Here is a 21,444-nt window from a genome sequence, read left to right as displayed (position 1 = left end):
TACCGAAGAAGGCGAGCTCCACGTCGCGTAACTCGCAGCCGAGCACACGCGAGGCCGAGACGCTGGCGGGCCACAGGTACCGGAGCGCGTCGTAGAGCACGAAGAGCGTGAGCGGAGGGATCGCGCCGAGGTAGAAGCGGCGCGCGCGCTCGCCCCCGAGGGCCGTCGTCGTGGCGAGGGCCGCGACGAAGAAGAGGTCCCAGCGCGGCCGGTCGACGGCCGTGACGAGCGCCGCGTACAGCGCCGGCAGGAAAAACAGCGCGCGCGCTCGCGCCACCATACGTCGCCTCAATGCTCGACGGGGAGCGGCCCGCGCGGCTCGGCGCTCTTCGGCGCGAACTCGGGGCGGGGGCTCTTCGCCGTCACGAGCCGAGGATCTCGCAGCGCCGCGCGTGTCCTCGCGACGAGCACGAACGACGCGACCGTACCCACGACCGCCACGAGGCCGACGCCGAGCAGCGTGAGCGGGCGCGGGATGCCGCCGAGCGCCTGCGTGTAGGGGATGACCGGCCCGAGGAAGAGCGACGCCGAGAGGTACACGACGCGCTCGTGGCGACGCATGAGGCCGTTCGGGAGCACGAGGCCGTGCTGATCCGCCTTGGCCCGCGCGTAACTCACGAGGGACGAGGCCACCATCGCCGCGAGCGGGATGACGAGCGAGACGACGTTGTGCCGGTAGTAGATCGCGAGGCCGATGAAGGGCGCCGCGTCGGCGATGCGGTCGACGAACGAGTCGAGCACCGCGCCCGAAGGCGACGCGATGCCACGCGCGCGCGCCACCATGCCGTCCAGGGCGTCGAGGATCGCGCCCACGATGATGACCGCCGCGGCCTCGGCGAAGCGCCCGGTCGCCGCGAGCGGCAGGCTCGCGCAGCAGAACACGAGCGAGGCGTACGTACACGCGTCCGGCGAGACGTGCAGCGCGACGAGCGCCCGGCCTGGCGCGTGAAACGCCCAGTAGAAGGCCTCGACGAGCCAGCCGGGCAAGAGCGCGCTGCCGGGCGAGGGACCGAGGCGCGGATGCGCCGCCCGTCCAGAGCGGGCCACACGGGTCGCGTAGGACGCGACCACCACCGTGCACAGGAGAAGCGCCGCGAGCGTGATGACCATGGTCACGACGGCGGCTGGTGCATGCGGCGCGCCCGCCGAAGATGCGCCCTTTTCGGGCGGGCGCGCTGCATGGTTTGCTCGCTCGTTCGCTCGCTCCGGGGGCTCAGTCGCAGGCGACCCGACGCATCCGGACGCCTGCGTCTTTCTCCGACCAGGCGACGCCGAGCTCGCTGCCCGTGAAGGCGACGGCCGGGAACCTCGCGTTTTTGCCCGAGACGCGGAGGATGCCGCGATCACGCGTGAGGCCCGGCCCGAAGACGGCCATGTAGATCGACGAGGGCCCCCCCTGGAACTGGTAGTAGGTGACCGCCGTACGCTCGCCCATGACGGTCACGACGGGCCAGTTCGCGCTGCCGTCCGTGTCCTCCACGCGCACCTCGCCTTCCTTCGTGCCGCCGGCGTTCACGCGCGAGAGGTAGATACGCTCCTCCGCCGCGCGCGTGTCTTCCCAGGCGACGAGCGTCGCGCCGCTCCCGTCGATCGCCACGCTCGGCAGGCGCGCCTCGCCGGCGCCCGTCCGCACGATCGCCCCCGCGATCGATCCGCCGGGCATCCCCGTCGTCCGCGCGACGGAGAGCTCGGCGCCCGTGCTCCAGGCGACGGCGAGCTCGCTGCCGCGGCTCGCGAGCGCCGGGAAACGCGCGCCGGGCAGCGACGTCATCGAGCCCATCCCCCCGCCGCTGACGAGCCCGAGACGCGCGCCGGGGGTCTCCATCCATGTGACTGCGAGCCCGCTCGACAAGGGCGCGGCCTTGGGGCGCGCCTCGGTCGCGTCGCTCGTCCCGAGCTGGATCGTGGCGCCCGTCGGCGTGCCGTCGGCGCTGAGCGTGCGCGCCTGGATCACGAGCCCCGACAGCCCTGTGTCCTGCCACGTCACCATCGGCCCGCTGCTCGTCGCGTGTAACGAGGGGAGCGCCTGCGTGCCTGCGAGCGTCGCCACCACGTGCGCGGGCGACACACTGCCGTCCGTGCCGATGCGCGCCACGCGCACCTCTTCCGTCCCGCCCGTGCGCGTCTGCCACGCGATCAGGTAGCTCCCGTTTGCCCACAGGATTGCAGGTGTCAGCCCGTCTTCCTGGCTCACCACGATCGTCCCGCTGACCGGGGCGCACGCGGCCTCCTCGCCCCCCGGACCCGCGTCTGCGTCGGGGCCTGCGTCCGTCGTGGCCGGGACCTCGGGCTCCGTCGTCCCGGAGGCCTGCGGCGGCGCCTCCTCGCCCCCGCAGCCCATCACCCCGAGCGCCGCCCCGAGCCCCCACGAGAACATCCAAGACATACGATTCATCGGTTTTCCCCCTCAGAATCAGTATGCCGTGTTACTCAACCTCGGCCACGACACACGCTGGCAACGGATTGCTCCGCCCTCACACCACAGAAGTGCGCGAATGTGTTTATTGGACCACAATCGATCGCATGCAGCATCAAACGCGGGGTGGGGGGCGCGCGAGGTGGCTCGGGGCGCTTGGGCTCGTGGCCGTCCTCGGGGCCGGGGAGGCGCGCGCGGAGCCTCTGGCGAGGCCACAGCTTCGCGCGGATCCGACGCCGGTGGCGGTGCCGATCCCGGGATCGAGCCTCGTGCGAGGGCGCGCGAAGGTGATCGTGTCCGCGCCGATCGACGCGGTGCGCGCGCGGGTGCTCGCGTTCGGCGAGTACGCGCGGTTCATGCCGCACTACAGCCGATCGAAGGTCCTCGGGCGCACGAAGAGCGGCGAGCGCGAGGTCTACATGGAGGTCACCGCGCTGCACGGCGCGGCGCGCTTCTGGGCGCGGATGGCCGTGAAGAAGGCGCGAGACGCGGCGGGCGTGGAGACCTACGACGTCGCGATGCTCGAGGGCAACGTGAAGGACTTCCGCGCCGTGTGGCGCCTGCGGTCGATCGACGCGGGCCACACGGAGCTCGAGCTCGAGGTCTTCCTGCTGCCGCGCCTGCCGCTGCCAGCGAGCCTGCTCAACGCCGAGAACCTGAAAGGCGCGAGCAAGGGCGTGGTCGCGATGCGATCGTTCGTGGAGGGGAAGAGATGACGCCTCACGGACAGCCGGCCGGCGTCGATCCCTCGTAGGCGGTGATCACGCACGCGCCGAGCGCGTCATTGAGCTCCTGGCACGTCGTCTTCGAGGCGTAGAACGCGAGGCAGCCGTCGACGCTGCCCTTGTCGTACTCGAGGCACTCCGCGCCGAACTCCGCGCGCAAGAAGCCTGGACACGTGCGTGACGTGCCGGCGCAGCCGAGCTTCAGCATGCGGTCGGCGTGGGCGTCGACGAGCGTATCGCACGCGATCGCCTCGGTCGTGCGTTCCCCGCTCGCCGGCGGGCGGTACCGCCCGTCGTCGGGCAGGGGCGTGGGCTCCGGATCACCCCCGCCGCACGCGCCGAGCAGCATCGCGAGGAGGATCGCGGCGCGGAGCTCTCGCATGCCCGTCACTCTTTCTCGTTGAGGAGCGACACGGCCAGCGAGCTGAGCACGTCGCGCGCCGAGGCCACCTTTCGCGGCGGCATCCTCGCGAGCGAGCGCCGCACGATGGCCTCGACCGTGCCGATCTTCAGGCCGTCGACGTCCCGCCCCTTCGCCGTCAACTCGAAGAGCGCGCGCCGCGCGTCGTCCGGATCCGGCTTGCGGCCGATGATGTTGCGTGCCTCGAGCCGCTTCAGGATCCCCGTCAGCGTGCTCGGGTGGATGTGCAGCACGCTCGCGAGCTCGCCCGCCGAGATCCCCGGGAAGCGTCCGACGATCCGGATCACCAGGCGTTGCGGGCCGGTGACGCCGAGCGACGCTTCCATGCGCTTCGACATCGACTGTAGCGCATGGTCCACGGCCCAGAGCAGCCGCATGAAATCCAGGACCTCGCCGAGCTTCTCGGCCTTGTCCGCCTTCTGTTTCTTCTTTTCGCTCTTATCGCTGGGTGCAGCGCCCATAAACCGAGCCGATTCCCTTTCCGCCGAGCGAGCCACGCTAGCCCACCTCGCCCCGACGATCGAGACCGTCGAAGGGTCGACCGCACATTCCAAACGCGGCGGCGACGGTGGACGTGTCGGAACGACCCATCGGGAGGTTCCCGAGAGGGATATTTTTGCCTCCGACGGTTTTCCTTTTGAGGGAAAACGACGAACGGGCCATCCTCTCGGGCGTGCGACTCGAAGATCTGGGCGTCATCGGAAACTGCCAGTATTCCGCGCTGATAGACCGAAATGGGTCGATCGTGTGGTGTTGCCTGCCGCGCTTCGACGCCGAGCCGGTCTTCTCCACGCTGCTCGACGAGAAGGGCGGGGGGGTCTTCACGGTGGGGCCGGCGGGTGGTGAGCCGGGTGTCCAGCGATACCTCCCGAACACCAACATCCTGGAGACGACGTTCCGCTCGTCCTCGGGCTCCTTCCGGGTGATCGACTTCGCGCCCCGGTACTTCCAGAACGATCGGTTCTTCCGGCCGACCATGATCGTGCGCATCATCGAGCCGCTCGAGGGCACGCCCCGCGTGCGCGTCCGCTGCGAGCCGCGCCTCGGCTGGAGCAAGGGCACGCCTGGCAGGCTCGTCGGATCGAACCACATCCGCTACGACGGCTTCGCCGCGCCGCTCCGCTTGACGACCGACATTCCGCTCTCGTACGTCACCGACGTCCCCTTCGCGCTCACGGGCAAGAAGCACCTCGTGCTCGCCTGGGGCCCGCCCCTCGAGGACTCGCTGCCCGCGGTCTGCGAGCAGTTCCTCGGGCAAACGAAGCGGTACTGGGAGCGCTGGGTCATGCACTGCGACATCCCGCCGCTCTTCCAGCAGGAGGTCATCCGCTCGGCGCTCGCCTTGAAGCTGCATTGCTTCGAGGACACGGGCGCGATCGTCGCGGCCATGACGACGAGCCTGCCCGAGGCGCCCGGCAGCGGGCGCAACTGGGACTACCGCTACTGCTGGCTGCGCGACGCCTACTACGCGCTCGCGGCCTTCCGGCTGCTCGGCCATTTCGAGGAGCGCGAGCAGTTCATCCAGTACCTCTTCAACATCGCCGCCTCCGCGGCGCCCTCGCTCTCGCTCGGCCCGCTTTACCGCGTCGACGGCGCGCCCGACCTCGAGGAGTTCATCCTCGACGACTGGCCTGGTTACGAGGGCAACCGCCCGGTGCGCGTGGGCAATGCCGCGGCGACGCAGCTCCAGCACGACGTCTTCGGCGAGATGGTCCTCGCGCTCGCGCCGGTCTTCCTCGACGATCGTTTCGTCGCCGAACGATCGCAGCACGGGCTCGATCTGCTGGAGCGGCTCGCGCAGAAGGCGATCGAGGTGGCGGGCACGCCCGACGCGGGGATCTGGGAGTTCCGCTCGGACGCGGGCCCGCAGACGTTCTCGAGCCTCATGTGCTGGTGCGCCGCCGACCGCATGGCGAGCGTCGCCGCGCGCCACAGGCCCGAGCGCGCGAGCCATTACCGCGCCGCGGCCGATCGGATCCGCGCCGAGATCCTCGAGAAGGCCTGGCGCCCGGACCTGAACTCGTTCGTGTCGAGTTATGGTGGCGAGGAGCTCGACGCGGCGCTCCTGCAGATGGCGCCCTTGCGCTTCTTGCCCCCGAACGATCCGCGCCTGCACGGCACCATCGACGCGATCCGCGAGCGCCTCTCCCACGGAGGCTGGCTCATGCGTTACCGCGGGGACGAGTTCGGCGAGACGAGCGTGGCGTTCATCATCTGTACGTTCTGGTTGTGCGAGGCGCTCGCGACCGTGGGACGGAAGTCCGAGGCGCGCGAGGTGCTCGAGCGCGCCCGATCCGCGCTCTCGCCGCTCGGCTTGCTCTCGGAGGATTACGAGACCCGGAACCTGCGGATGTGGGGTAATTTCCCGCAGGCCTACTCGCACGTGGGCCTCATCCACGCAGCCTTCGCGTCTTCTCCCCCGTGGTCCGACATCCTCTGAAAACAGTCACGCTCCTCGCGCTGCTCGTCGCCGCGCTCGCGCCTTCGATCGCCTTCGGCTCCGAGGGTGGCGCGCACGCCGATCCCGTCGGCGCGGTCGTCCTCTACCTCGCGGTGATCCTCGCCGCGGCCAAGCTCGGCGGCGACCTCGCCGTGCGCGTCGGTCAACCTGCGGTGCTCGGCGAGCTCGTCGCGGGTGTCGTGCTCGGCAACCTCGGGGCGTTCGGCGTCTCGGCGCTCGAGCCGATCAAGACCGACGCGAGCATCGACATGCTCTCGCGGCTCGGCGTGCTCGTGCTCCTCTTCGAGGTCGGGCTCGAGTCGACCGTCGCGCAGATGATCAAGGTGGGCGTCACGAGCTTCATCGTCGCGACGCTCGGCGTGGTCGCGCCTTTTGGTCTCGGCTGGCTCTTCGGCGCGTGGCTCTTGCCCGAGGCGGGGCCGTACGTGCACGCCTTCCTCGGCGCCACGCTCACCGCGACGAGCGTGGGCATCACCGCGCGTGTCTTGCAGGACCTGAAGGAATCGCAGAGCCCGGAGGCGCGCGTCATCCTCGGCGCCGCCGTCATCGACGACGTGCTCGGCCTCGTGATCCTCGCGGTCGTCACGGGCATCATCGGCGCGGCGGATCGTGGCGGAGCGATGAGCTACGGCGCGATCGCGATCATCCTCGGCAAGGCGCTCGTCTTCCTCGTCGGGTCGCTCGTGATCGGCGCGAAGGTCTCGCGGCGCCTCTTCCCCATCGCCTCGCGCCTCCGCGCCCGCGGCGTCTTGCTCGCGCTCGGCCTCGCGTTTTGCTTCCTCCTCTCGTGGCTCGCGGGCGTCATCGGGCTCGCGCCGATCGTGGGCGCGTTCGCGGCCGGCCTCGTGCTCGAGGACCTGCATTTCCGCGACTTCGTCACGCGCGGCGAGTCGACGCTCGAGCACCTCATCCAGCCGATCTCGGCCTTCCTCGTGCCGGTCTTCTTCGTGCTCATGGGCATGCGCACCGACCTCCGCGCCTTCGCGCAGCCGGGCGTGCCGCTGCTCGCGCTGGGCCTCACGTTCGCGGCCATCGTCGGCAAGCAGGTCTGCTCGTTCGGCGTCGGCAAGGGGGTCGATCGGCTGACGGTCGGCATCGGCATGGTCCCGCGTGGCGAGGTCGGGCTCATCTTCGCCAACATCGGCCAGTCGCTCACGGTGGGCGGCAAGCCCGTGATCTCGGGCTCGGTCTTCTCGGCCGTCGTGGCGATGGTCATCGTCACCACGATGGTCACGCCGCCCGCGCTCAAGTGGAGCCTCGCCCGGCGCGCGTCGAAGCTGCCGAAGGCGCCGAGCCCCGACGCACATTGACCCCACGAGGCGGTGCTCGTAACACCGATCTCGTGGACGCGCTTCGCACCGACCTCTACCAGCTCACGATGGCCGCGGGGTACTTCCACCGCGGCATGAAAGACAGGCGCGCGACGTGCGAGATGTTCGTGCGCCGCCTGCCGCGCCGCCGGCGTTACCTCGTCGCGATGGGGATCGAGCGGCTGCTCGGTTACCTCGAGAACCTGAGCTTCACGGAGGACGAGATCCGCTACCTCCGCGAGGTCCCGGCGCTACGCGACGCGATGACCGAGCCGTTCGTCGAGTACCTGCGGCGCTTCCGGTTCCGGGGCGACGTCTCGGCCGTCCGCGAGGGCACGGTGGTCTTCGCGAACGAGCCGCTCGTGCGGATCTCGGCGCCGATCATCGAGGCGCAGATCGTCGAGACGTTCCTGCTCTCGGCCTTGAACCACGCGACGATGATCGCCTCGAAGGCGGCGCGCGTGGTGCGGGCGGCGGGCAGCGCGGGCGTGATCGAGTTCGGCGCGCGCCGCACGCACCCGGACGCGGCCGTCGACGCGGCGCGCAGCGCGTACGCGTCGGGCTTCGTGGGCACCTCGAACGTGGAGGCGGGCAAGCGCTTCGGCATCCCGGTGATGGGCACGGCCGCGCACATGTGGACCATGGCGCACGACACGGAGGAGGCGGCGTTCGAGGGCTACGTCTCGACGTTCCCGAGCGCGACGATCCTGCTCATCGACACGTACGACACGCTCCGCGGCGCCGAGCGCGCCGCGCGGATCGCGAAGGACAAGCTCAAGGGCGTGCGTCTCGACTCGGGTGATCTGCTCGCGCTCTCGCGCGCGGTGCGCCCGATCCTCGACGCGGCCGGTTGCACGTCGGCCAAGATCGTCGCGTCGGGAGATCTCAACGAGTACAAGATCGAGGCGCTTCGCCGCGCCGGCGCGCCGATCGATCTCTACGGCGTGGGCACGGACCTCGTGGCGAGCATCGACTCGCCCGCGCTCGGCGGCGTCTACAAGCTGGTCGAGATCGAGCAGGACGGCAGGGTCGTCCCCATCTGCAAGTTCTCCGAGGGCAAGGCCACGTTCCCCGGGCCGCATCAGGTCTACCGCTTCACGGGCGAGGCGGGCGTGCTCGCGCGGGACGTGATCGCCCTGGAGGACGAAGACCCGCGCGCGCTCGGGGAAGGGGAGGCCGAGGCGCTCCTCGTGCCGCGCATGAAAAATGGCGCGCGCACGGCGCCGGCCGAAAGCCTCGACGCCGTGCGAGCGCGAGTCGCGCGGGAGCTAGCGCGTTTGCCGGAGGCGCTCCACGTGTTCGACGAGGCGCCGTCGCCCACGGAGCGCACGGACGAGCCGTTCCGCGCCGTGCCCTCCACGCGGCTGCTCGAGCTCGTGGAGGACGTCCGCGCGCGCGTCGTCGGAGCTGCGACGTAGGAAAGGGGGGAGGAGCATGCGAACGATCTTCGTCGACGTGGACGTGCAGCGAGACTTCTGCGAGCCGACGGGCGCCCTGTACGTGCCAGGATCGCCGAACGACGTGATGCGCAAGCTCGTGGCGCACGCGGTCGAGCACCGGATCCCGATCCTCGGCTCGGTCGACTCGCACGCGTGGGACGCGTGGGAGTTCGCCTCCAGCGGTCGCGCCGGTCCGAGCGGAGAGAAGCCCGACTTCCCGGACCATTGCGTGAAGGGCACGCCGGGCTGGCTGAAGGTCGAGGGCACGCTCCCGCCGCGCTTCCGCTTCGTGCCGAACGTGCCGGATGCGCCCATCAGCCCGATCGTCGAGGAGGTCGTCCGCGGCGACACGCAGGGCCTGTACTTCGAGAAGGAGGTCTACAGCCTCTTCGCGAACCCGCTCGCCGAGCCCTTCCTGAAGGCCCTCGAAGCCCGCATCGGCGAGCCGTTGTCATTCGTCGTCTTCGGCGTGGCCACGGACTACTGCGTGCGCGCCGCGGCCCTCGGCCTCGCGGAGCGCGGCTACACGACGACGCTCGTCACGGACGCGATCGCGGGCATCACCGAGGAAGGCGTCACGCGCGCATTCGACGAGATGAAGCGCGCAGGCGTGAAGCTCTCGACCTCGGCGGAGGTGATCTCATGAGCGACAAGGACTACCCGAAGCCGAGCCTGACCGCGGACGTCGTGACGTTCTCCCTCGACGACGCGGGCCACATCTCCGTGCTCTTGATCCAGCGCGGCAAGGACCCCTTCGCAGGGCGATGGGCCATCCCGGGCGGGTTCTGCGAGCCCTCCGAGACGGTGCTCGAGAGCGCAGCCCGCGAGCTCGTCGAGGAGACAGGCGTGCGGGGGCTACCCATCGAAGAGGTCGGCGTCTTCTCACGCCCCGGCCGTGATCCCCGCGGCTGGGTAGTGAGCGTCGCCCACGTCGCGATCCTCCCGGCACATCGTCGCCACGAAGCCGTGGGCGGCGACGACGCGAGCGCAGCGAAGTTCTTCTCGATACGCATCGACCCGAACGGGCACCCCTTCCTGAGAGCCGACGGCGAACAGGCAGGCTCACTCGCCTTCGATCACGACGAGATCCTCCGCCGCGCCCTCGGCCACCTCCAGACGCACGCAGACCGCCTGGCCCCGCTCCTCTTCGGTCGCACGATGGAGAAGGACGAAGCATGCAAGGCGATCGCGGCGGCCCTCGCGCGAGGATGAAATGCCCTTCGTCTTCTTCGGCCTGACCGGCGGAATCGCCTGCGGCAAGAGCACAGTCGCCGCGCGCTTCCGCGAGCAAGGCGTGCAAGTGATCGACGCAGACCAGGTCGCCCGGCAAGCCGTCGCGCCCGGGACGAGTGGCCTCACCGAGATCGTAAAGCTCTTCGGCGAAGCCGTGCTCCGGCCCGACGGCACCCTCGATCGAGCCAAGCTCGGCGCGATCGTGTTCGGCGACGAGGACAAGCGCCGCGCCCTGAACCGCATCCTGCTCCCGCGCATCGCGACGAGGACGATGGTCCTCGCGCAGGAGCTCGCGCAACGCGGCGAGCCCCTCGCATGTTACGAGGCCGCGCTGCTCGTGGAGAACGGAATGCAGGACGCCTTCCGCCCCCTCGTCGTGGTGAGCGCCCCCGAGGAGCTCCAGATGAAGCGCACGATGGAGCGCGACGGCATCGACGAGAAAGCAGCCCTCGCGAGGATCCACGCGCAGATGCCCGTCGCCGAGAAGGTGAAGGTGGCCGACCACGTGATCGACACGAGCGGCACGATGGAGGAGACGATCCAGCGCGCCGACGAGGTGCTCGCAGCGATCCGCGCGAAGGCGGCGGAGGGATAGGGGAGAGCCGGACTGGGGCGCCGCCCCAGACCCCGCGGGGGGCTGTCCGCCCCCTCGACCCCGGACCAGGCACGGCCTGGACCGAGGGGGGAAGAACTGCGCGATGCGCAGTTCTTCCCACGGGCCCGTGGGAAGAGCGGTGAGGGGGCTGCTAGGCGCGTTTGGCGCGGAGCGTGGCCTCGTCGCGGGCCCAGGTGACGCGGATGAAGGAGGCCGCGTCGCCGCCGTGATCAGGGTGGGTTTCGAGCGCGAGGCGGCGGAACGCACGGCGGATGTCGTCCGGAGAGGCAGTTCGCGGGAGCCCGAGGACCACGAAGGGGCAAGTGTCAGGCTCGGCGACCGAGGGGACGAAGCGGCGACGTTTTTGTCGTTTGTCGTCGGGGGGTGGTTCTTCGCGGCGGGAGCGTTCTTTCTTGTCGACGAAGGGCGGCTGCCCCGCCTGCACGCGGATGAAGGCGCGCGCCCAGATCGCCTCGACCTCGCGGAGCGGCTGGCCCGCGGCACGCTCGGCTTGTTTGCGCGCCTCTTCGAGGGTCCTGGCGCCGCCGGAGAAGGCATCGGGCTTGCGGAAGGGCGCGCGCGTGGGCTCGCCCGTCCACCACGCACACCAGAGGTAGCGGCGACGCTTGGTGGTGGTGATGGAGACGACGCCGGGCATGGGTTCGGGGAGAAGGATGGCCGGGAGGCGGGCCAGGAGCGAGGCCGATCCGCCCTTGACAGGGCGCGAGGAGCGGCCCGGCAGCTTTCTCGCGGCCTCCGTGGGGGGCTGCTAGCCTCTCGGCCGATCCCTCATGTCGAACCTCGTCGCCCCCACGAAGCCGACCGTCGAGCTCGCGCGGACGCTCGGCGCGGTCATGCGCGCGTGCAACACGGAGTCCCCCCTGCAAGGCGACGACCCGCGCTTCCTGGACCTGGCCGAGGGGCGAGGTGATCACGCGACGGAGAGGCTGATCAGGCGGCTCCGCAAGACGGAGCGAGGCGAGCTCCTCCATGCCGCCTTCGTGGGCCACCGCGGCGCGGGGAAGACGACGGAGATCCAGCGGGTCCTCCGCGACGTCGCGGACCTCTATCTGCCCGTCTACATCGAGGCCACGCTGGAGATGGACTCGATCCGTATCGAGGTCGAGGATCTCCTGCTCAACATCGCCATCGCGGTCGAGGCCGAGATGCGCCGGATCGGCAAGGAACTGCCGCAAGAACTGCTGGAGCGTGTCGAGGGGTGGTTCGCCGAGAAGGTCCGGACGACCAGGTGGGCGCATGGCCTCGGCGCGGACGTCGTCACGGGCGCCGAGGGCAAGCTCGCGGCGCCGTTCGTGGCGAGCCTCTTCGCGCAGGCGAGGACGCTCCTGAAGTACGAGAGTGAATACCGGACCGAGGTGAAGCAGGTCCTCAAGCAGTACCCCGGGACCTTGCTCCAGAGCGTCAACGACATCCTGGACGCCGCGCACGAGCGCCTCGATGGGCGTTCTCTCCTGGTGGTCATCGACAACCTCGATCGGTACGAGCCCACGGTCATCGACGAGCTGCTCGTGGCGACCTCCGATCGGATCCGGCGCTTGCGTTGCTGTCTCCTCCTCACACCGCCGGTGAGCCTCTTGCTCCAGCCGAAGTCGGCGCGGCTCGATGATCGGTACGCGTGCTTCGACCTCTTCACGGTGCGCTTGCGGAAGCCCGAGCAGCGGTACGACGAGTTCGACGCGGGCGCGCCGGGCCGCGATTTGCTGGAGCAGGCGCTCGGGAAGCGGATCGACGTGGGGGTGATGATCCCCGAGAAGGAGGCGCGTGATCGGCTGATCGCGGCGAGCGGTGGCGCGATCCGGGAGCTGCTCGAATTGACGTCGCTCTCGGCAGAGTTCGCGCGTGGAGACGTGATCCTGGAGGCGGACGTCGAGAAGGCGCTCGCCTACAAGAAGCAGCGGATGCGGGACCAGATCAACGTCAACGACTGGTGGCCGGCGCTGCGTGACATCGCGGAGACGAAGCAGGTGACGGCGGATCCGCGGTCCTTGAACCTCCTCTTTTACCGGTTCGTCTTCAAGTACAACGGCGAGGGCTGGTACGACATCCACCCGCTGATCGCGGAGCTGAAGGAGCTCCGGCGGTGACGGACGACGCGGCGGCGATCCCTCCGCGGACGTGGGAGCCGGAGGCGCTGCTCGGCGAGGACATGGGGCGCGCGTATCGCCGCTTCGTCGAGTGGATGTACGACGCGCGCTTTTGCCTGGCGGTCGTGGAGGTCTCGACGCCGTGGAAGCGCGACGCGCTCATCGCGTGGACGTCGGCGAAGTACGCGGGGGTGCGGACGCTGCGGCTCGATGAGGTGGGGCCTCGGAAGAAGAGCCTGTGGCGCACGCTGGAGGAGACGTGCGCGCCCGAGGCGGGGACGAAGGTGCTGATCCTGGAGCGGCTCGAAGAGGCCGAGGAGCGGCAGTATCTGATGGGGGAGCTCAACATCAAGCGGGACGAGCTCGTACGCGACTTCCCGGTGATGTGGATCGTGCTCGTGCATCGCGCGGCGGCGATGGAGATGCGCATGAAAGCGCCGGACTTCTGCGACATCGCGCGGACGTGGCTCTGGGAGGAGCATCCGCCGGAGCTGAAGGAGATGCTGTCGGCGATCGAGGCGCGGTCGATCGCGGTGGGGCCGGCGCCGATGGGGGAGGGGGCGCCGGGGAGGGAGTTGCTCGACGCAGCCGCGCATGCGATCGAGCTCGGGTACCCCGACGAAGCGGCGGATCTGCTCGCGCAGTTCGACATGAAGAACGCACACGCACGCGAGGTGCCGGAGCGTGTGCTGCTCGAAGCCAAGCTCCTCCTCGCTCAGGGGCGGTATGCTGAAGCGCAGGCGCGGGCGGAGAGCGCGAGGGCCGCATCTGCAGCGCGCAACGATCAACGCAACTTGGCAAGGGCGCTGTACGCGCTCGCCGGCGTCGAGTTACACCAGGGGCACTACTCGTCCGCAGAGGCCTTGTTCCAGGAGTGCCTCGTCGCGTTCGAGCACCCGTCGGATTCGTACGGTCGGGCCAATTGCCTCAACGCGCTCGGTCTCATTTCTTCGCTCCGAGGGCAGCACGCCGAGGCCAGGACTTACCTCCAGGAGGCGACGGCCCTCTACACGGAGAGCGGAGACGGCGTGAGTAGAGCTGCATCCCTGCAGGTGCTTGCTGGGGTCGAGGCTGCGCAGGAGCGGTACGTAGAGGCCAGGGCGCTCCTGCTGGAGGCGATTGCCATCCTTTCCGAGCTCGGTGACCGGAGCGGCATGGCTGCGACCCTCTACGCGCTTGCGAAGGTGGAGATATTGCAGGAGCAGTATGAGGAGGCTCGTGGGCTGCTCGAACGTTCCCTTGCGCTCAACGAGCGCACCGGCTTTCGTCAAGGCGTCGCCGCGTCCTTGGGGCAGCTTGCGAACGTGCATGCGTTGCAGGGCCGGCTCATCGAGGCGCAGGCCGCGATCCGGGAGGCCATCACCATTCAGCAGGAGATCGGCGATGCCGCCGGCCGCGCCTCTTCGCAACTCTTGCTTGGTCAGCTCGAAGTCGGCGTGGGCCGATACGAAGACGGCCGCCGGCTCGTTCAGCAAGCCGTCGAGACCCTTACCGCCCTTGGCTCAGGCCAAGCCGAGGCCGCCCGCGCCATCCTTCGGAAGATCGACGCCCTCGCCATCCCGCCCACGTGACCTCGCGGGAAGCGACCCCGCCCATGTTGCGAGCGACTCCGCCCTTGTTGCGAGCGACCCCGCCCTTGTCGCGAGCGACCCCGCCCTTGTCGCGAGCGACTCCGCCCTTGTTGCGAGCGACCCCGCCCTTGTTGCGAGCGACCCCGCCCTTGCGGGGAACGACTCCGCCCTTGCGGGGAACGACCCCGCCCTTGCGGGGAACGACTCCGCCCTTGCGGGGAACGACTCCGCCCTTGCGGGAAGCGACCCGGCCCTTGTGGAACACGACCCGGCCCTTGTGGAACACGCCCCGGCCCTCGCGGAACACGCCCCGGCCCTCGCGAAACACGACCCGGCCCTCGCGGAACGCCACCCGGCCCTCGCGGAACACGACCCGGCCCTCGCGGAACGCCACCCGGCCCTCGTGGAACACGACCCGGCCCTCGCGGAACGCCACCCGGCCCTCGCGGAACGCCACCCGGCCCTCGTGATCCCTGTCTTGATGTTCAGTGTTCGTCGTGGCAGCCTGAGCTCGGCAGCGCATGGCCTCGTTTGCATCCAAGCTCGCCCGCTTGCCGCCCATGCCCGGGGGCGCGCCCGCACCCGCGCCCGCGCCCGCCGCTGCTCCCGCGCCCGCGCCCGTCCCCGAGAACGCCGCGGCCGCGCTCGCGTCGAAGCCCACGCTCGACGATCTCCGTGATCGTATCGCCCGGATCCTCGGCAAGGCCGCGCCTTCCGCGCCGCGCCCCGATCCCACGCGGACCGAGCTTCCTTTTTTCGTCGAGCACACCTCGCGCGGCCCGCTGTACGTGCGCCGGCATCGCGCGCCGCCGGCGGCGCGGGTCGGCCGGGCGCCGCTCGTCGCTGCGCGGGACGCGGAGCCCGCCCTGCTCTCGCTCCTCGCGCTCGATCCCAGGCTCGCGACCTGCGACGCGCGGCGCGCGCTCTTCATCGACACCGAGACCACGGGCCTGCAAGGCGGCACGGGCACGGTCGCGTTTCTGCTCGGCATGTCGTTCTACGACGAGGCAGAAGGCGCGTTCGTCCTGGAGCAGGCCCTCCTCCGACGGCTCGGCGAGGAGGCGCCGATCCTCGAGCTGCTCGCGCGAAGGCTCGACGAGGCCTCGATGATCGTCACGTACAACGGCAAGGCCTTCGACATGCCCTTGCTCCGCGCGCGTTGCGTCATGAACCGCATGCCGGCGCCACGCGAGTTGCCGCACCTCGACCTCGTCCACGTCGCGCGTCGCATCCACGGCCATCGCTTGAAGAGCCGCACCCTCGCCGCGATCGAGAGCGAGGTCCTCGGGCGTGAGCGCGTGGGCGACGTCGGCGGCGCGGACGTCGTCGCTTGTTACATGCACTATCTGCGCACCGCGGACGAAGGCGCGCTCTCCGGCGTCGTCACCCACAACGAGCACGACGTGCTCTCGATGGTCGCGCTCGTCGGTCTCTACGGCGAGCCGATGCATGGCGGGTTGCCCGGCGCGGACCTCGCGGGCGTGGCGAAGACGCTCCGGCGCGCGGGCGAGCTCGATCGCGCGGCGGAGACGGCGGAGGCGGCCGTCGTGCGGGGCGGCGGCGCGCTCGCCAAGCGGACGCGGGGCGACATCGCCAAGGCGCGCGGGGACAAGGCGCGCGCGTTGCTCGATTACGAGGCGCTCGCCGAGGAAATCGACGACCCCTCCGTGCGGCTCGAGCTCGCGAAGCTCTACGAGCACCACGTGAAATCGTTCGCTGCGGCGCTCGCGCTCGTCGAGCGCGGGACCGGGGAAGCGGAGCCGGCCGCCGAGAAGAGGCGCGCGCGGCTGCGGCGCAAGCTCGAGAAGCGGCCGTGAGGTGGTTCGTCGTCGGGCTCGTGGGGCTCTTCGTGGCGCCCGGGTGCGGGTATCGGATCGTGGGCCCCGCGGCGGGCGAGCCGCTCGCCGTCGTGCCGGCGGGCGTGGTCGCCTCCGCGCTCGCCGAGGAGGCGGTCGTCGAGGGGGCGCGCGCCGAGCTCGCCGCCGCGGGGCGCCTCGCGTCGTGTGATCCTCGCGGCGAAGGGCGATGTCCGGCGCTCGTCGTCGAGCTCGTCCGTGTCGAGGAGGGGGGCGCGGCGCCGGGGGTCGCGACGCGGGAGGGCGCGCCGCTCGCGCAGGCCGTGACGTGGACGCTGCGCGGGCGAGCGTTCGTGCGTCGGGCCGAGGGGGCGCCTCCCGAGCGGGTGGGGTCCGACGTCACCGTGCGTGAGTTCGCCGCGCGCGAGGACGATCCCACCTCGTTTCATGCGACCCGGGAGGAGTCCCTGCGCCGCGCGGCGAAGCGCCTGGGCGCGCTGCTCGTGCGACGGGCCCTGGAGTGAGAGAGCGAGTTTGCCCACTGGGCTGGCCCCGTGGGCCTGCTCGTTGGCGCAGGGCCTTCTCCAGCAATGACAAACAGCGACACGTAGGCTACCGTGGGACTCGATGATTACCGTTGGCTGCGCCGGCTTTCCCGTCCCAGCGACGCGGTATTTCCGCGAATTCATGTTCGTGGAGGTGCAGGAAACCCACATGTCCATGCCTGGCCCCGGCACGATCCGGCGGTGGCGGCGTGAGGCGCCCGAGGGGTTCCGGTTCGCGCTGCTCGGCCCGCGTGAGGTGGGTCAGGAGGGGTTCCGGGATGGAAAGGTCATCGAGACCGCGCTGAAGGGTCTCGAGAGTGTGGCGGAGGAGCTCGAGGCGAAGACCGCGGTCTTCGTCGCTCCGCCCGAGTTTGCGCCCAGCAAGACGAACAAGGGCATGCTCCGTGACTTCCTCCAGGCCGTGCGTACGCGCTTCGATCGCGTCGTGTACGAACCTGCGCCCGGCTGGGATCCCGACGAGTGTGACGAGCTCACGCAGGAGGTCGGCGCGCTCGCCGCGCGTGATCCGCTCGTCTCGGGCCTGTCGAGGTTGCCGACGGGTTACTACCGGCTGCATGGGCCCGCGGGGCACAAGTCGCGTTACGAGGATCCGGCGATCGAGAAGCTCGCCGACATCGCGCGTGGCGGCAAGCACCACAAGGATGCGACCTACGTGTTCACCAACGTGGACATGTTCGCGGACGCCAAGCGCTTCAAAAAAGCTTTGAAGTTGTAAGGTTCGAGCGTCGCCGACCCGCGCGCTTCTCGCGGGCGAGGGCTTGCGTTACGCTGCCTTCGTGCGCGCTTGGTTGGCTTGTTTGTTCGTGCTCGCGCCAACCGTGGGGCTGGCGTCGAGTTGTGCCCTCGACAGCTTCGAGAAGGTCGAGCCGACGCCCGACGCGGGGGAGGCGTGTGGCCATGCCTCGGTCCCGGAGCCGCCGTCGCCGACGCCGGAGAACGACGCCGATCCGGGCGAGGAGTTCGTCGTGGCGCTGCGCGTCTTGCGGTTGAAGACGGACTCGCAGGGCGTGGATCTCGGGCTCGATCTCGACCGGTTCTGTAGCTGCCAGGGGGAGGGGCGCTCGTGTGTCCCGCCCGAGGGGCAGCCGGAGGAGATCTCCTGCGACAAGTCCCAAGGCCGGGACAACCAGATCCCCGCGCTCTTCAACTACGTCGAGCTCGCTTTGCAGAAGGGCGACCTCTCGAAGTACTACACGGGGTTCGCCGAGGTCGGGAACTGGAGCGTCCTCTTCCACGTGAGCGGCTACAACGGCCAGCCGAACGACGCGAAGGTGCGCGTCGCCTGGTACGGCAGCCCCGGGACGGCCTTCGTCCCGGCGTGGCAGGGCTCCGACGCGTGGCCCATCGCCACGAGCGCGCTCCTCGATCCCACGAACGTGAGCACGCCGAGGTACGTGGACGACTTCGCCTACGTGGCGAACGGCACGCTCGTCCTCTCGGCGCCGGCGGGCGGGATCGAGATCGCGGGCGGCAAGACGCGGCTCCGGATCGCCCTCGAGACGGGCACGATCTCCGCGCGTATCGAGAAGGACGATCAGGGGCGGTACGTGCTGCGTGACGGCCTCATCGCGGGGCGTATCCCGCAGCCCGAGCTCTTCGCGATGATCGCGAGTTACCGCGACGACGACGGCAATTCTTTCTGCACCAACAATCCCTTCTGGGGCGTGACGCAGGACCTGTTCTGCCGCGGCCTCGACATCCAGACCGGACCACCCGAGCAGAACAAGCCGTGCAACGCCGTCTCGTTCGCCGCAGGCTTCGACGCCGATCCCGCGATGCTCGGCGCGCCCACGCCGCCCGCCGCGGACTCGCCGGGGTGCGCGCCCGAGTTCGATCCGGTCGCGGCGTTCATGACGATGGGCTGCACGAAGCCGATGCCGATGCCCTGAAGACGGGCGCGCGCCGCTCAGTCCGTCGCGTCGCCCGCGTCGCCCGCGTCGCTCGTGTCGGGCGGCGTCGTGCCTGCGTCTTCGGGCGGCGCGACGAACGCGCAGTCGGCGAGGCGCTCGGGCGAACGCGTGATGATCGCGCAGGGGGTGATCCCCACGGGATCGGCGCCTGTGATGAGCGGCTCCGCGGGGCAGTCGGCCATGCTCGCGGCGCCGGCGCGCGCGCAGGCGGCGACGGCGCCGACGGCCTCGACGCAGCGGGCCGTCGCGTCGGAGCCGGGCTCCTGGCCGCTGCGGATGCCGTGCAGGCATTGATCGCGGTAGAGGTCGATGCAGTACGCCGCCTCGGCCTCGGTGGCGCCACACGCCGGGAGCGCCTCGCACCGCGCGGTCTCGATCTCCCGGCATGCCTCGATCCCCACGGCGTCGGTGCTGCAGGCGCCGGTGGCGTTGCCGAGGAGCAGGCCGAGGGTCGCGGCGAGGAGGTGGCGGGGGTCGGGGCGCACGCGCACGGCGGTCCGGTAGCACGGCTCTTGGCCATGCGTCGAGCTTTCGACGAAGCTACACGCGAGGCGAAGGCGCCCCGGCCGTCCGGGGCGCGTGCTCGATCCGTTCGATCATGAAGACTGCGATGATCCTCTGCGCCGGCCTCGGCACGCGCTTGCGTCCGATCACCGACGAGGTGCCCAAGCCGCTCGTGTGGTTCGGCAACAAGCCGCTGCTGTTTCACATCGTCGATCGCCTCGTCCCCGTGGGGGTCGAGCGGGTCGTGCTGAACACGCACCACCTCGCCGAGCGCTTCGAGCGGCGCCTGCTCCGGGAGCTCCCGGTCGCGGTGACCCTCGTGCACGAGCCTAAGATCCTCGGCACGGCGGGTGGCGTGGCGGCCGCTCGGGACACGCTCGGGCCAGGGGACGTGCTCGTGTGGAACGGCGACATCCTGGCGACGTTCTCCGTCACCGCGCTCGAGGGGGCCCACGCGCGCGCGAAGGCGAAGGGCGCGATCGCGACGCTGGCCGTCGCGTTCGTGGATCCGACGGAGGTGCGGGTCGGGGAGGGGACCGTGGGCCTCGGGGAGGATGGTTCGGTCGTGCGGCTACGCGGCGAGACGTTTGGTCGTGAGGTGCGGGGCGCGGACTTCGCGGGCGTGCAGATCCTCGGCGAAGCGGCGCGCGCGCGGCTGCCCGCGGAGGGTTGCCTCGTCGGCGACGTGTACCTGCCGGCGCTCCGCGCGGGCGAGCGGGTCGCGGCGAGCGCGGTCGTGTCGAGCTTCTGCGACCTCGGCACGCCCAAGGCTTATTTCGAGGAGAGCATGCACTGGCTCGCCGAGTTCGGAGCGTGGCGCGGCGAGGACGTGCGTGTCGATCCCGAGGTCTCCCTCGAGAGCTGCATCCTCGCTGACGGCGTGACCGTGCGAGGTCGCGGCGAGGTTCGTGAGGTCGTCGCCTGTCCCGGCGCGACCTTCGAGGCGCCGCTCGAACAAGCGATCGTCCTCGGGAGCGGCGAGATCGTACGGATCTGAAAGAGTCGATCAGTCCGGGAAAAACGTCTCCACGCGTCGCGCCGGCGAGCCGTCCTCGAGCGCGCCGCCCAGGAGCACGAGCGTCCCGTTCGGCGCGGCCACCACCGTCGCGCCCGAGCGAGGCTCCCGCAGCGGGCGCTCTTCCACCACGGGCCCGCTGAGATCGATCACGAACGCCCGCACGAGCTTCTGCGCCGTCGCCTCGTGGCCGACCACGAACACCCGGGATCCGCCGAGCGAAAACGCCTGCGTTCGCGTGAGCCCCACCGGCAGCGTCGCGCCCGCGACCTCCTCCATCGTGCACCCCGACGTGCAGCTCGCGCTCCACCGGCGCGTCGCCGCGGGCGCTCCACCCGCGTCGATCCCGCCGACGAGCGCCATCTTCCCGTCCCCCGCGACCACCGCCGCCGCGCCTTCGGTCACATCCGCGGGCATGTCCCGCGCCACGAAGGCTGTCCCGTTCTCCGGCAGCACCTCGAACCCCGCCGCCGTCGCGCTCCCCCCGGCCACCACGAGCCCCACGCCCGGCGCCCACGCGGCGGCCGCGCCTGTGCGCGCCGCCGAGAGCTTCCGCACCGAGAGCGCGCCGCTCGTGTCCACGGCGAGCACCTCCTCCGTCGCCGCGCCTGCGCGCGTCGCCCCCACGACGAAGCTCGTCCCCGACGGCGACTCCACCACGAGGCCTCCCGCCACCTCGGCGAACGATCCCGCGCTCTCCGGCCACGCCACCTCGTACGACGCCCCGCTCGTGTCGACCGCGCTCGCCCCCGCGTCCCCCACGAGGAGCATCCCGCCGATCCGCCCCACGATCGACCTCGCTTCCCGCGGCATCGCCGACGTCACGGCCGGGCCCCAGCCGAGCAGATCGTAAAAATCGCCGAGCCGCACGTCCGCCGCGCCGTCCGCGCCTGCCGCTGCGCTCCCGCCCGTCGTCACCAGGAACCGCTCGCCGAGCACCGCGCCCGGCGCGTCCACGTGCGCTCGCGCGAGCTCGCCGGGCGGACGCGCCCATGTCCCCACCCGCTGCACGAAGACCGGGATGTCCACGGTCGCGAACGCGCCGGGCACGATCCCCGTGAGCGACCGGCCTCGCACGACCGTCGCCCCCTCCGCCGTGGTCCCCGTCACCTCGACCCCGAGTGGCTCGTCCTCTGGCACCTCGCCGAGGTCGAACGCCCCGCCGGGCGTCGTCTCGGCGGCGAACGTCGTCCCGGTGGCCGTCCTGGCTTCGATGCGGATCTTCGTCACGGCCGGGGAGGCCGAGAACGTGTCCGTCTCATGGCCCGTCACGATCTGCAGCGTCCGCTCGATCGGCTCCTCGCTGCATCCGCTCCCGAGGAGCGCCGCCATCACGAGCCAGCCGGAGCGCCTGTCCCTTCGAGAGCTCACGCGGCG

General features: G+C 70.7%; 21 protein-coding genes. 14 read left to right on the top strand and 7 right to left on the bottom strand.

The genetic code is table 11. The features are described 5' to 3' along the window. Window positions 1-288 precede the first annotated feature (288 nt). Together GF068_RS01825 and GF068_RS01820 are read right to left on the bottom strand one after the other, a co-directional pair. The gene (locus GF068_RS01825; RefSeq protein ID WP_153818321.1) at window positions 289-1,110 is read right to left on the bottom strand and encodes a CDP-alcohol phosphatidyltransferase family protein; all 822 of its coding nucleotides are present in this window, start codon (window positions 1,108-1,110) and stop codon (window positions 289-291) included. Window positions 1,111-1,213: 103 nt separating this feature from the next. Beyond that, window positions 1,214-2,395 carry a hypothetical protein gene (locus GF068_RS01820; RefSeq protein WP_153817554.1) on the bottom strand — a complete coding sequence of 394 codons (1,182 nt, stop codon included), beginning with the start codon at window positions 2,393-2,395 and terminating at the stop codon, window positions 1,214-1,216. Window positions 2,396-2,523: 128 nt separating this feature from the next. Between GF068_RS01820 and GF068_RS01815 the strand changes: the two genes are divergently transcribed. Next, entirely contained in the window at window positions 2,524-3,132 is a 609-nt protein-coding gene (locus GF068_RS01815; RefSeq protein WP_153817553.1) for a type II toxin-antitoxin system RatA family toxin, read from the top strand. A 4-nt stretch (window positions 3,133-3,136) separates the two neighbouring features. On the opposite strand, the gene GF068_RS01810 is transcribed toward GF068_RS01815, so the two are convergent. Both GF068_RS01810 and GF068_RS01805 read right to left on the bottom strand, forming a co-directional pair. Further along, on the bottom strand, window positions 3,137-3,523 hold the full coding sequence (locus GF068_RS01810) for a hypothetical protein (RefSeq protein WP_153817552.1): 387 nt from the start codon (window positions 3,521-3,523) through the stop codon (window positions 3,137-3,139). Window positions 3,524-3,528: 5 nt separating this feature from the next. Then, complete coding sequence (locus GF068_RS01805) at window positions 3,529-4,023, bottom strand: MarR family winged helix-turn-helix transcriptional regulator (RefSeq protein ID WP_153817551.1); 495 nt, start codon at window positions 4,021-4,023, stop codon at window positions 3,529-3,531. 212 nt (window positions 4,024-4,235) lie between these two features. Between GF068_RS01805 and GF068_RS01800 the strand changes: the two genes are divergently transcribed. From GF068_RS01800 to coaE, 6 genes are read left to right on the top strand one after another with little or no spacing between them, the layout of a single operon-like run. Then, on the top strand, window positions 4,236-6,002 hold the full coding sequence (locus GF068_RS01800) for a glycoside hydrolase family 15 protein (protein WP_153817550.1): 1,767 nt from the start codon (window positions 4,236-4,238) through the stop codon (window positions 6,000-6,002). Further along, window positions 5,984-7,333: a cation:proton antiporter gene (locus GF068_RS01795; RefSeq protein WP_338046163.1), complete on the top strand. Its 1,350-nt coding sequence runs from the start codon at window positions 5,984-5,986 to the stop codon at window positions 7,331-7,333. Before GF068_RS01800 ends, GF068_RS01795 begins: the two co-directional genes overlap by 19 nt. A gap of 32 nt (window positions 7,334-7,365) precedes the next feature. After that, window positions 7,366-8,751: a nicotinate phosphoribosyltransferase gene (locus GF068_RS01790; RefSeq protein ID WP_338046162.1), complete on the top strand. Its 1,386-nt coding sequence runs from the start codon at window positions 7,366-7,368 to the stop codon at window positions 8,749-8,751. Window positions 8,752-8,767: 16 nt separating this feature from the next. Continuing rightward, window positions 8,768-9,418 (top strand): cysteine hydrolase family protein, encoded by a 651-nt coding sequence (locus tag GF068_RS01785; protein WP_153817549.1) that lies wholly within the window; start codon window positions 8,768-8,770, stop codon window positions 9,416-9,418. Continuing rightward, on the top strand, window positions 9,415-9,984 hold the full coding sequence (locus GF068_RS44095; protein WP_153817548.1) for an NUDIX domain-containing protein: 570 nt from the start codon (window positions 9,415-9,417) through the stop codon (window positions 9,982-9,984). Before GF068_RS01785 ends, GF068_RS44095 begins: the two co-directional genes overlap by 4 nt. 1 nt (window position 9,985) lies before the next feature. After that, window positions 9,986-10,600, top strand: coding sequence for a dephospho-CoA kinase (gene coaE / locus GF068_RS01775; protein ID WP_153817547.1), 615 nt, complete (start codon window positions 9,986-9,988; stop codon window positions 10,598-10,600). Window positions 10,601-10,751: 151 nt separating this feature from the next. Here the strand turns inward: coaE and GF068_RS01770 are convergent, their stop codons facing one another. Further along, on the bottom strand, window positions 10,752-11,258 hold the full coding sequence (locus tag GF068_RS01770) for a J domain-containing protein (protein ID WP_153817546.1): 507 nt from the start codon (window positions 11,256-11,258) through the stop codon (window positions 10,752-10,754). A gap of 133 nt (window positions 11,259-11,391) precedes the next feature. On the opposite strand from GF068_RS01770, the gene GF068_RS01765 reads away from it, so the two are divergent. The 6 genes from GF068_RS01765 (at window position 11,392) to GF068_RS01740 (ending at window position 18,527) form a co-directional block, all read left to right on the top strand. Next, entirely contained in the window at window positions 11,392-12,705 is a 1,314-nt protein-coding gene (locus GF068_RS01765; RefSeq protein WP_153817545.1) for a hypothetical protein, read from the top strand. Beyond that, window positions 12,702-14,276 (top strand): tetratricopeptide repeat protein, encoded by a 1,575-nt coding sequence (locus GF068_RS46815; protein WP_153817544.1) that lies wholly within the window; start codon window positions 12,702-12,704, stop codon window positions 14,274-14,276. Before GF068_RS01765 ends, GF068_RS46815 begins: the two co-directional genes overlap by 4 nt. Window positions 14,277-14,797: 521 nt before the next feature. Then, the gene (locus tag GF068_RS01755; protein ID WP_153817543.1) at window positions 14,798-16,093 is read left to right on the top strand and encodes a ribonuclease H-like domain-containing protein; all 1,296 of its coding nucleotides are present in this window, start codon (window positions 14,798-14,800) and stop codon (window positions 16,091-16,093) included. Beyond that, entirely contained in the window at window positions 16,090-16,596 is a 507-nt protein-coding gene (locus tag GF068_RS01750) for a hypothetical protein (protein ID WP_153817542.1), read from the top strand. The genes GF068_RS01755 and GF068_RS01750 overlap by 4 nt, the downstream gene beginning before the upstream one ends. Before the next feature lie 103 nt (window positions 16,597-16,699). Then, on the top strand, window positions 16,700-17,353 hold the full coding sequence (locus GF068_RS01745; RefSeq protein ID WP_153817541.1) for a DUF72 domain-containing protein: 654 nt from the start codon (window positions 16,700-16,702) through the stop codon (window positions 17,351-17,353). 61 nt (window positions 17,354-17,414) lie between these two features. Next, a complete protein-coding gene (locus tag GF068_RS01740; protein WP_153817540.1) occupies window positions 17,415-18,527 on the top strand; it encodes a hypothetical protein in 1,113 nt (370 codons plus the stop codon). A gap of 17 nt (window positions 18,528-18,544) precedes the next feature. Here GF068_RS01740 and GF068_RS01735 read toward each other — a convergent pair whose 3' ends face one another. Beyond that, window positions 18,545-19,039, bottom strand: a complete 495-nt coding sequence (locus tag GF068_RS01735) for a hypothetical protein (RefSeq protein WP_153817539.1) — start codon at window positions 19,037-19,039, stop codon at window positions 18,545-18,547. A gap of 107 nt (window positions 19,040-19,146) precedes the next feature. On the opposite strand from GF068_RS01735, the gene GF068_RS01730 reads away from it, so the two are divergent. Further along, the gene (locus GF068_RS01730) at window positions 19,147-20,049 is read left to right on the top strand and encodes a nucleotidyltransferase family protein (protein WP_240806567.1); all 903 of its coding nucleotides are present in this window, start codon (window positions 19,147-19,149) and stop codon (window positions 20,047-20,049) included. Window positions 20,050-20,058: 9 nt separating this feature from the next. Here the strand turns inward: GF068_RS01730 and GF068_RS01725 are convergent, their stop codons facing one another. Next, window positions 20,059-21,438 carry a Kelch repeat-containing protein gene (locus GF068_RS01725; RefSeq protein WP_206079379.1) on the bottom strand — a complete coding sequence of 460 codons (1,380 nt, stop codon included), beginning with the start codon at window positions 21,436-21,438 and terminating at the stop codon, window positions 20,059-20,061. Window positions 21,439-21,444 lie beyond the last annotated feature (6 nt).

The sequence above is a fragment of the Polyangium spumosum genome (assembly GCF_009649845.1).
GTDB lineage: Bacteria > Myxococcota_A > Polyangia > Polyangiales > Polyangiaceae > Polyangium > Polyangium spumosum.
Note: the sequence above shows the minus strand (reverse complement) of the source record. Positions and strands in the feature narration are given on the sequence as shown.

What these genes read in the sequence shown, in the direction of transcription:
- GF068_RS01785 (WP_153817549.1), top strand. Translation starts at nt 8,768, where the DNA reads ATGCGAACGATCTTCGTCGACGTGGACGTGCAGCGAGACTTCTGCGAG.
- GF068_RS01755 (WP_153817543.1), top strand. Translation starts at nt 14,798, where the DNA reads ATGGCCTCGTTTGCATCCAAGCTCGCCCGCTTGCCGCCCATGCCCGGG.
- coaE (WP_153817547.1), top strand. Translation starts at nt 9,986, where the DNA reads ATGCCCTTCGTCTTCTTCGGCCTGACCGGCGGAATCGCCTGCGGCAAG.
- GF068_RS01825 (WP_153818321.1), bottom strand. Translation starts at nt 1,110, where the DNA reads ATGGTCATCACGCTCGCGGCGCTTCTCCTGTGCACGGTGGTGGTCGCG.
- GF068_RS01820 (WP_153817554.1), bottom strand. Translation starts at nt 2,395, where the DNA reads ATGAATCGTATGTCTTGGATGTTCTCGTGGGGGCTCGGGGCGGCGCTC.
- GF068_RS01810 (WP_153817552.1), bottom strand. Translation starts at nt 3,523, where the DNA reads ATGCGAGAGCTCCGCGCCGCGATCCTCCTCGCGATGCTGCTCGGCGCG.
- GF068_RS01730 (WP_240806567.1), top strand. Translation starts at nt 19,147, where the DNA reads ATGAAGACTGCGATGATCCTCTGCGCCGGCCTCGGCACGCGCTTGCGT.
- GF068_RS01770 (WP_153817546.1), bottom strand. Translation starts at nt 11,258, where the DNA reads ATGCCCGGCGTCGTCTCCATCACCACCACCAAGCGTCGCCGCTACCTC.
- GF068_RS01765 (WP_153817545.1), top strand. Translation starts at nt 11,392, where the DNA reads ATGTCGAACCTCGTCGCCCCCACGAAGCCGACCGTCGAGCTCGCGCGG.
- GF068_RS44095 (WP_153817548.1), top strand. Translation starts at nt 9,415, where the DNA reads ATGAGCGACAAGGACTACCCGAAGCCGAGCCTGACCGCGGACGTCGTG.
- GF068_RS01745 (WP_153817541.1), top strand. Translation starts at nt 16,700, where the DNA reads ATGATTACCGTTGGCTGCGCCGGCTTTCCCGTCCCAGCGACGCGGTAT.
- GF068_RS01815 (WP_153817553.1), top strand. Translation starts at nt 2,524, where the DNA reads ATGCAGCATCAAACGCGGGGTGGGGGGCGCGCGAGGTGGCTCGGGGCG.
- GF068_RS01805 (WP_153817551.1), bottom strand. Translation starts at nt 4,023, where the DNA reads ATGGGCGCTGCACCCAGCGATAAGAGCGAAAAGAAGAAACAGAAGGCG.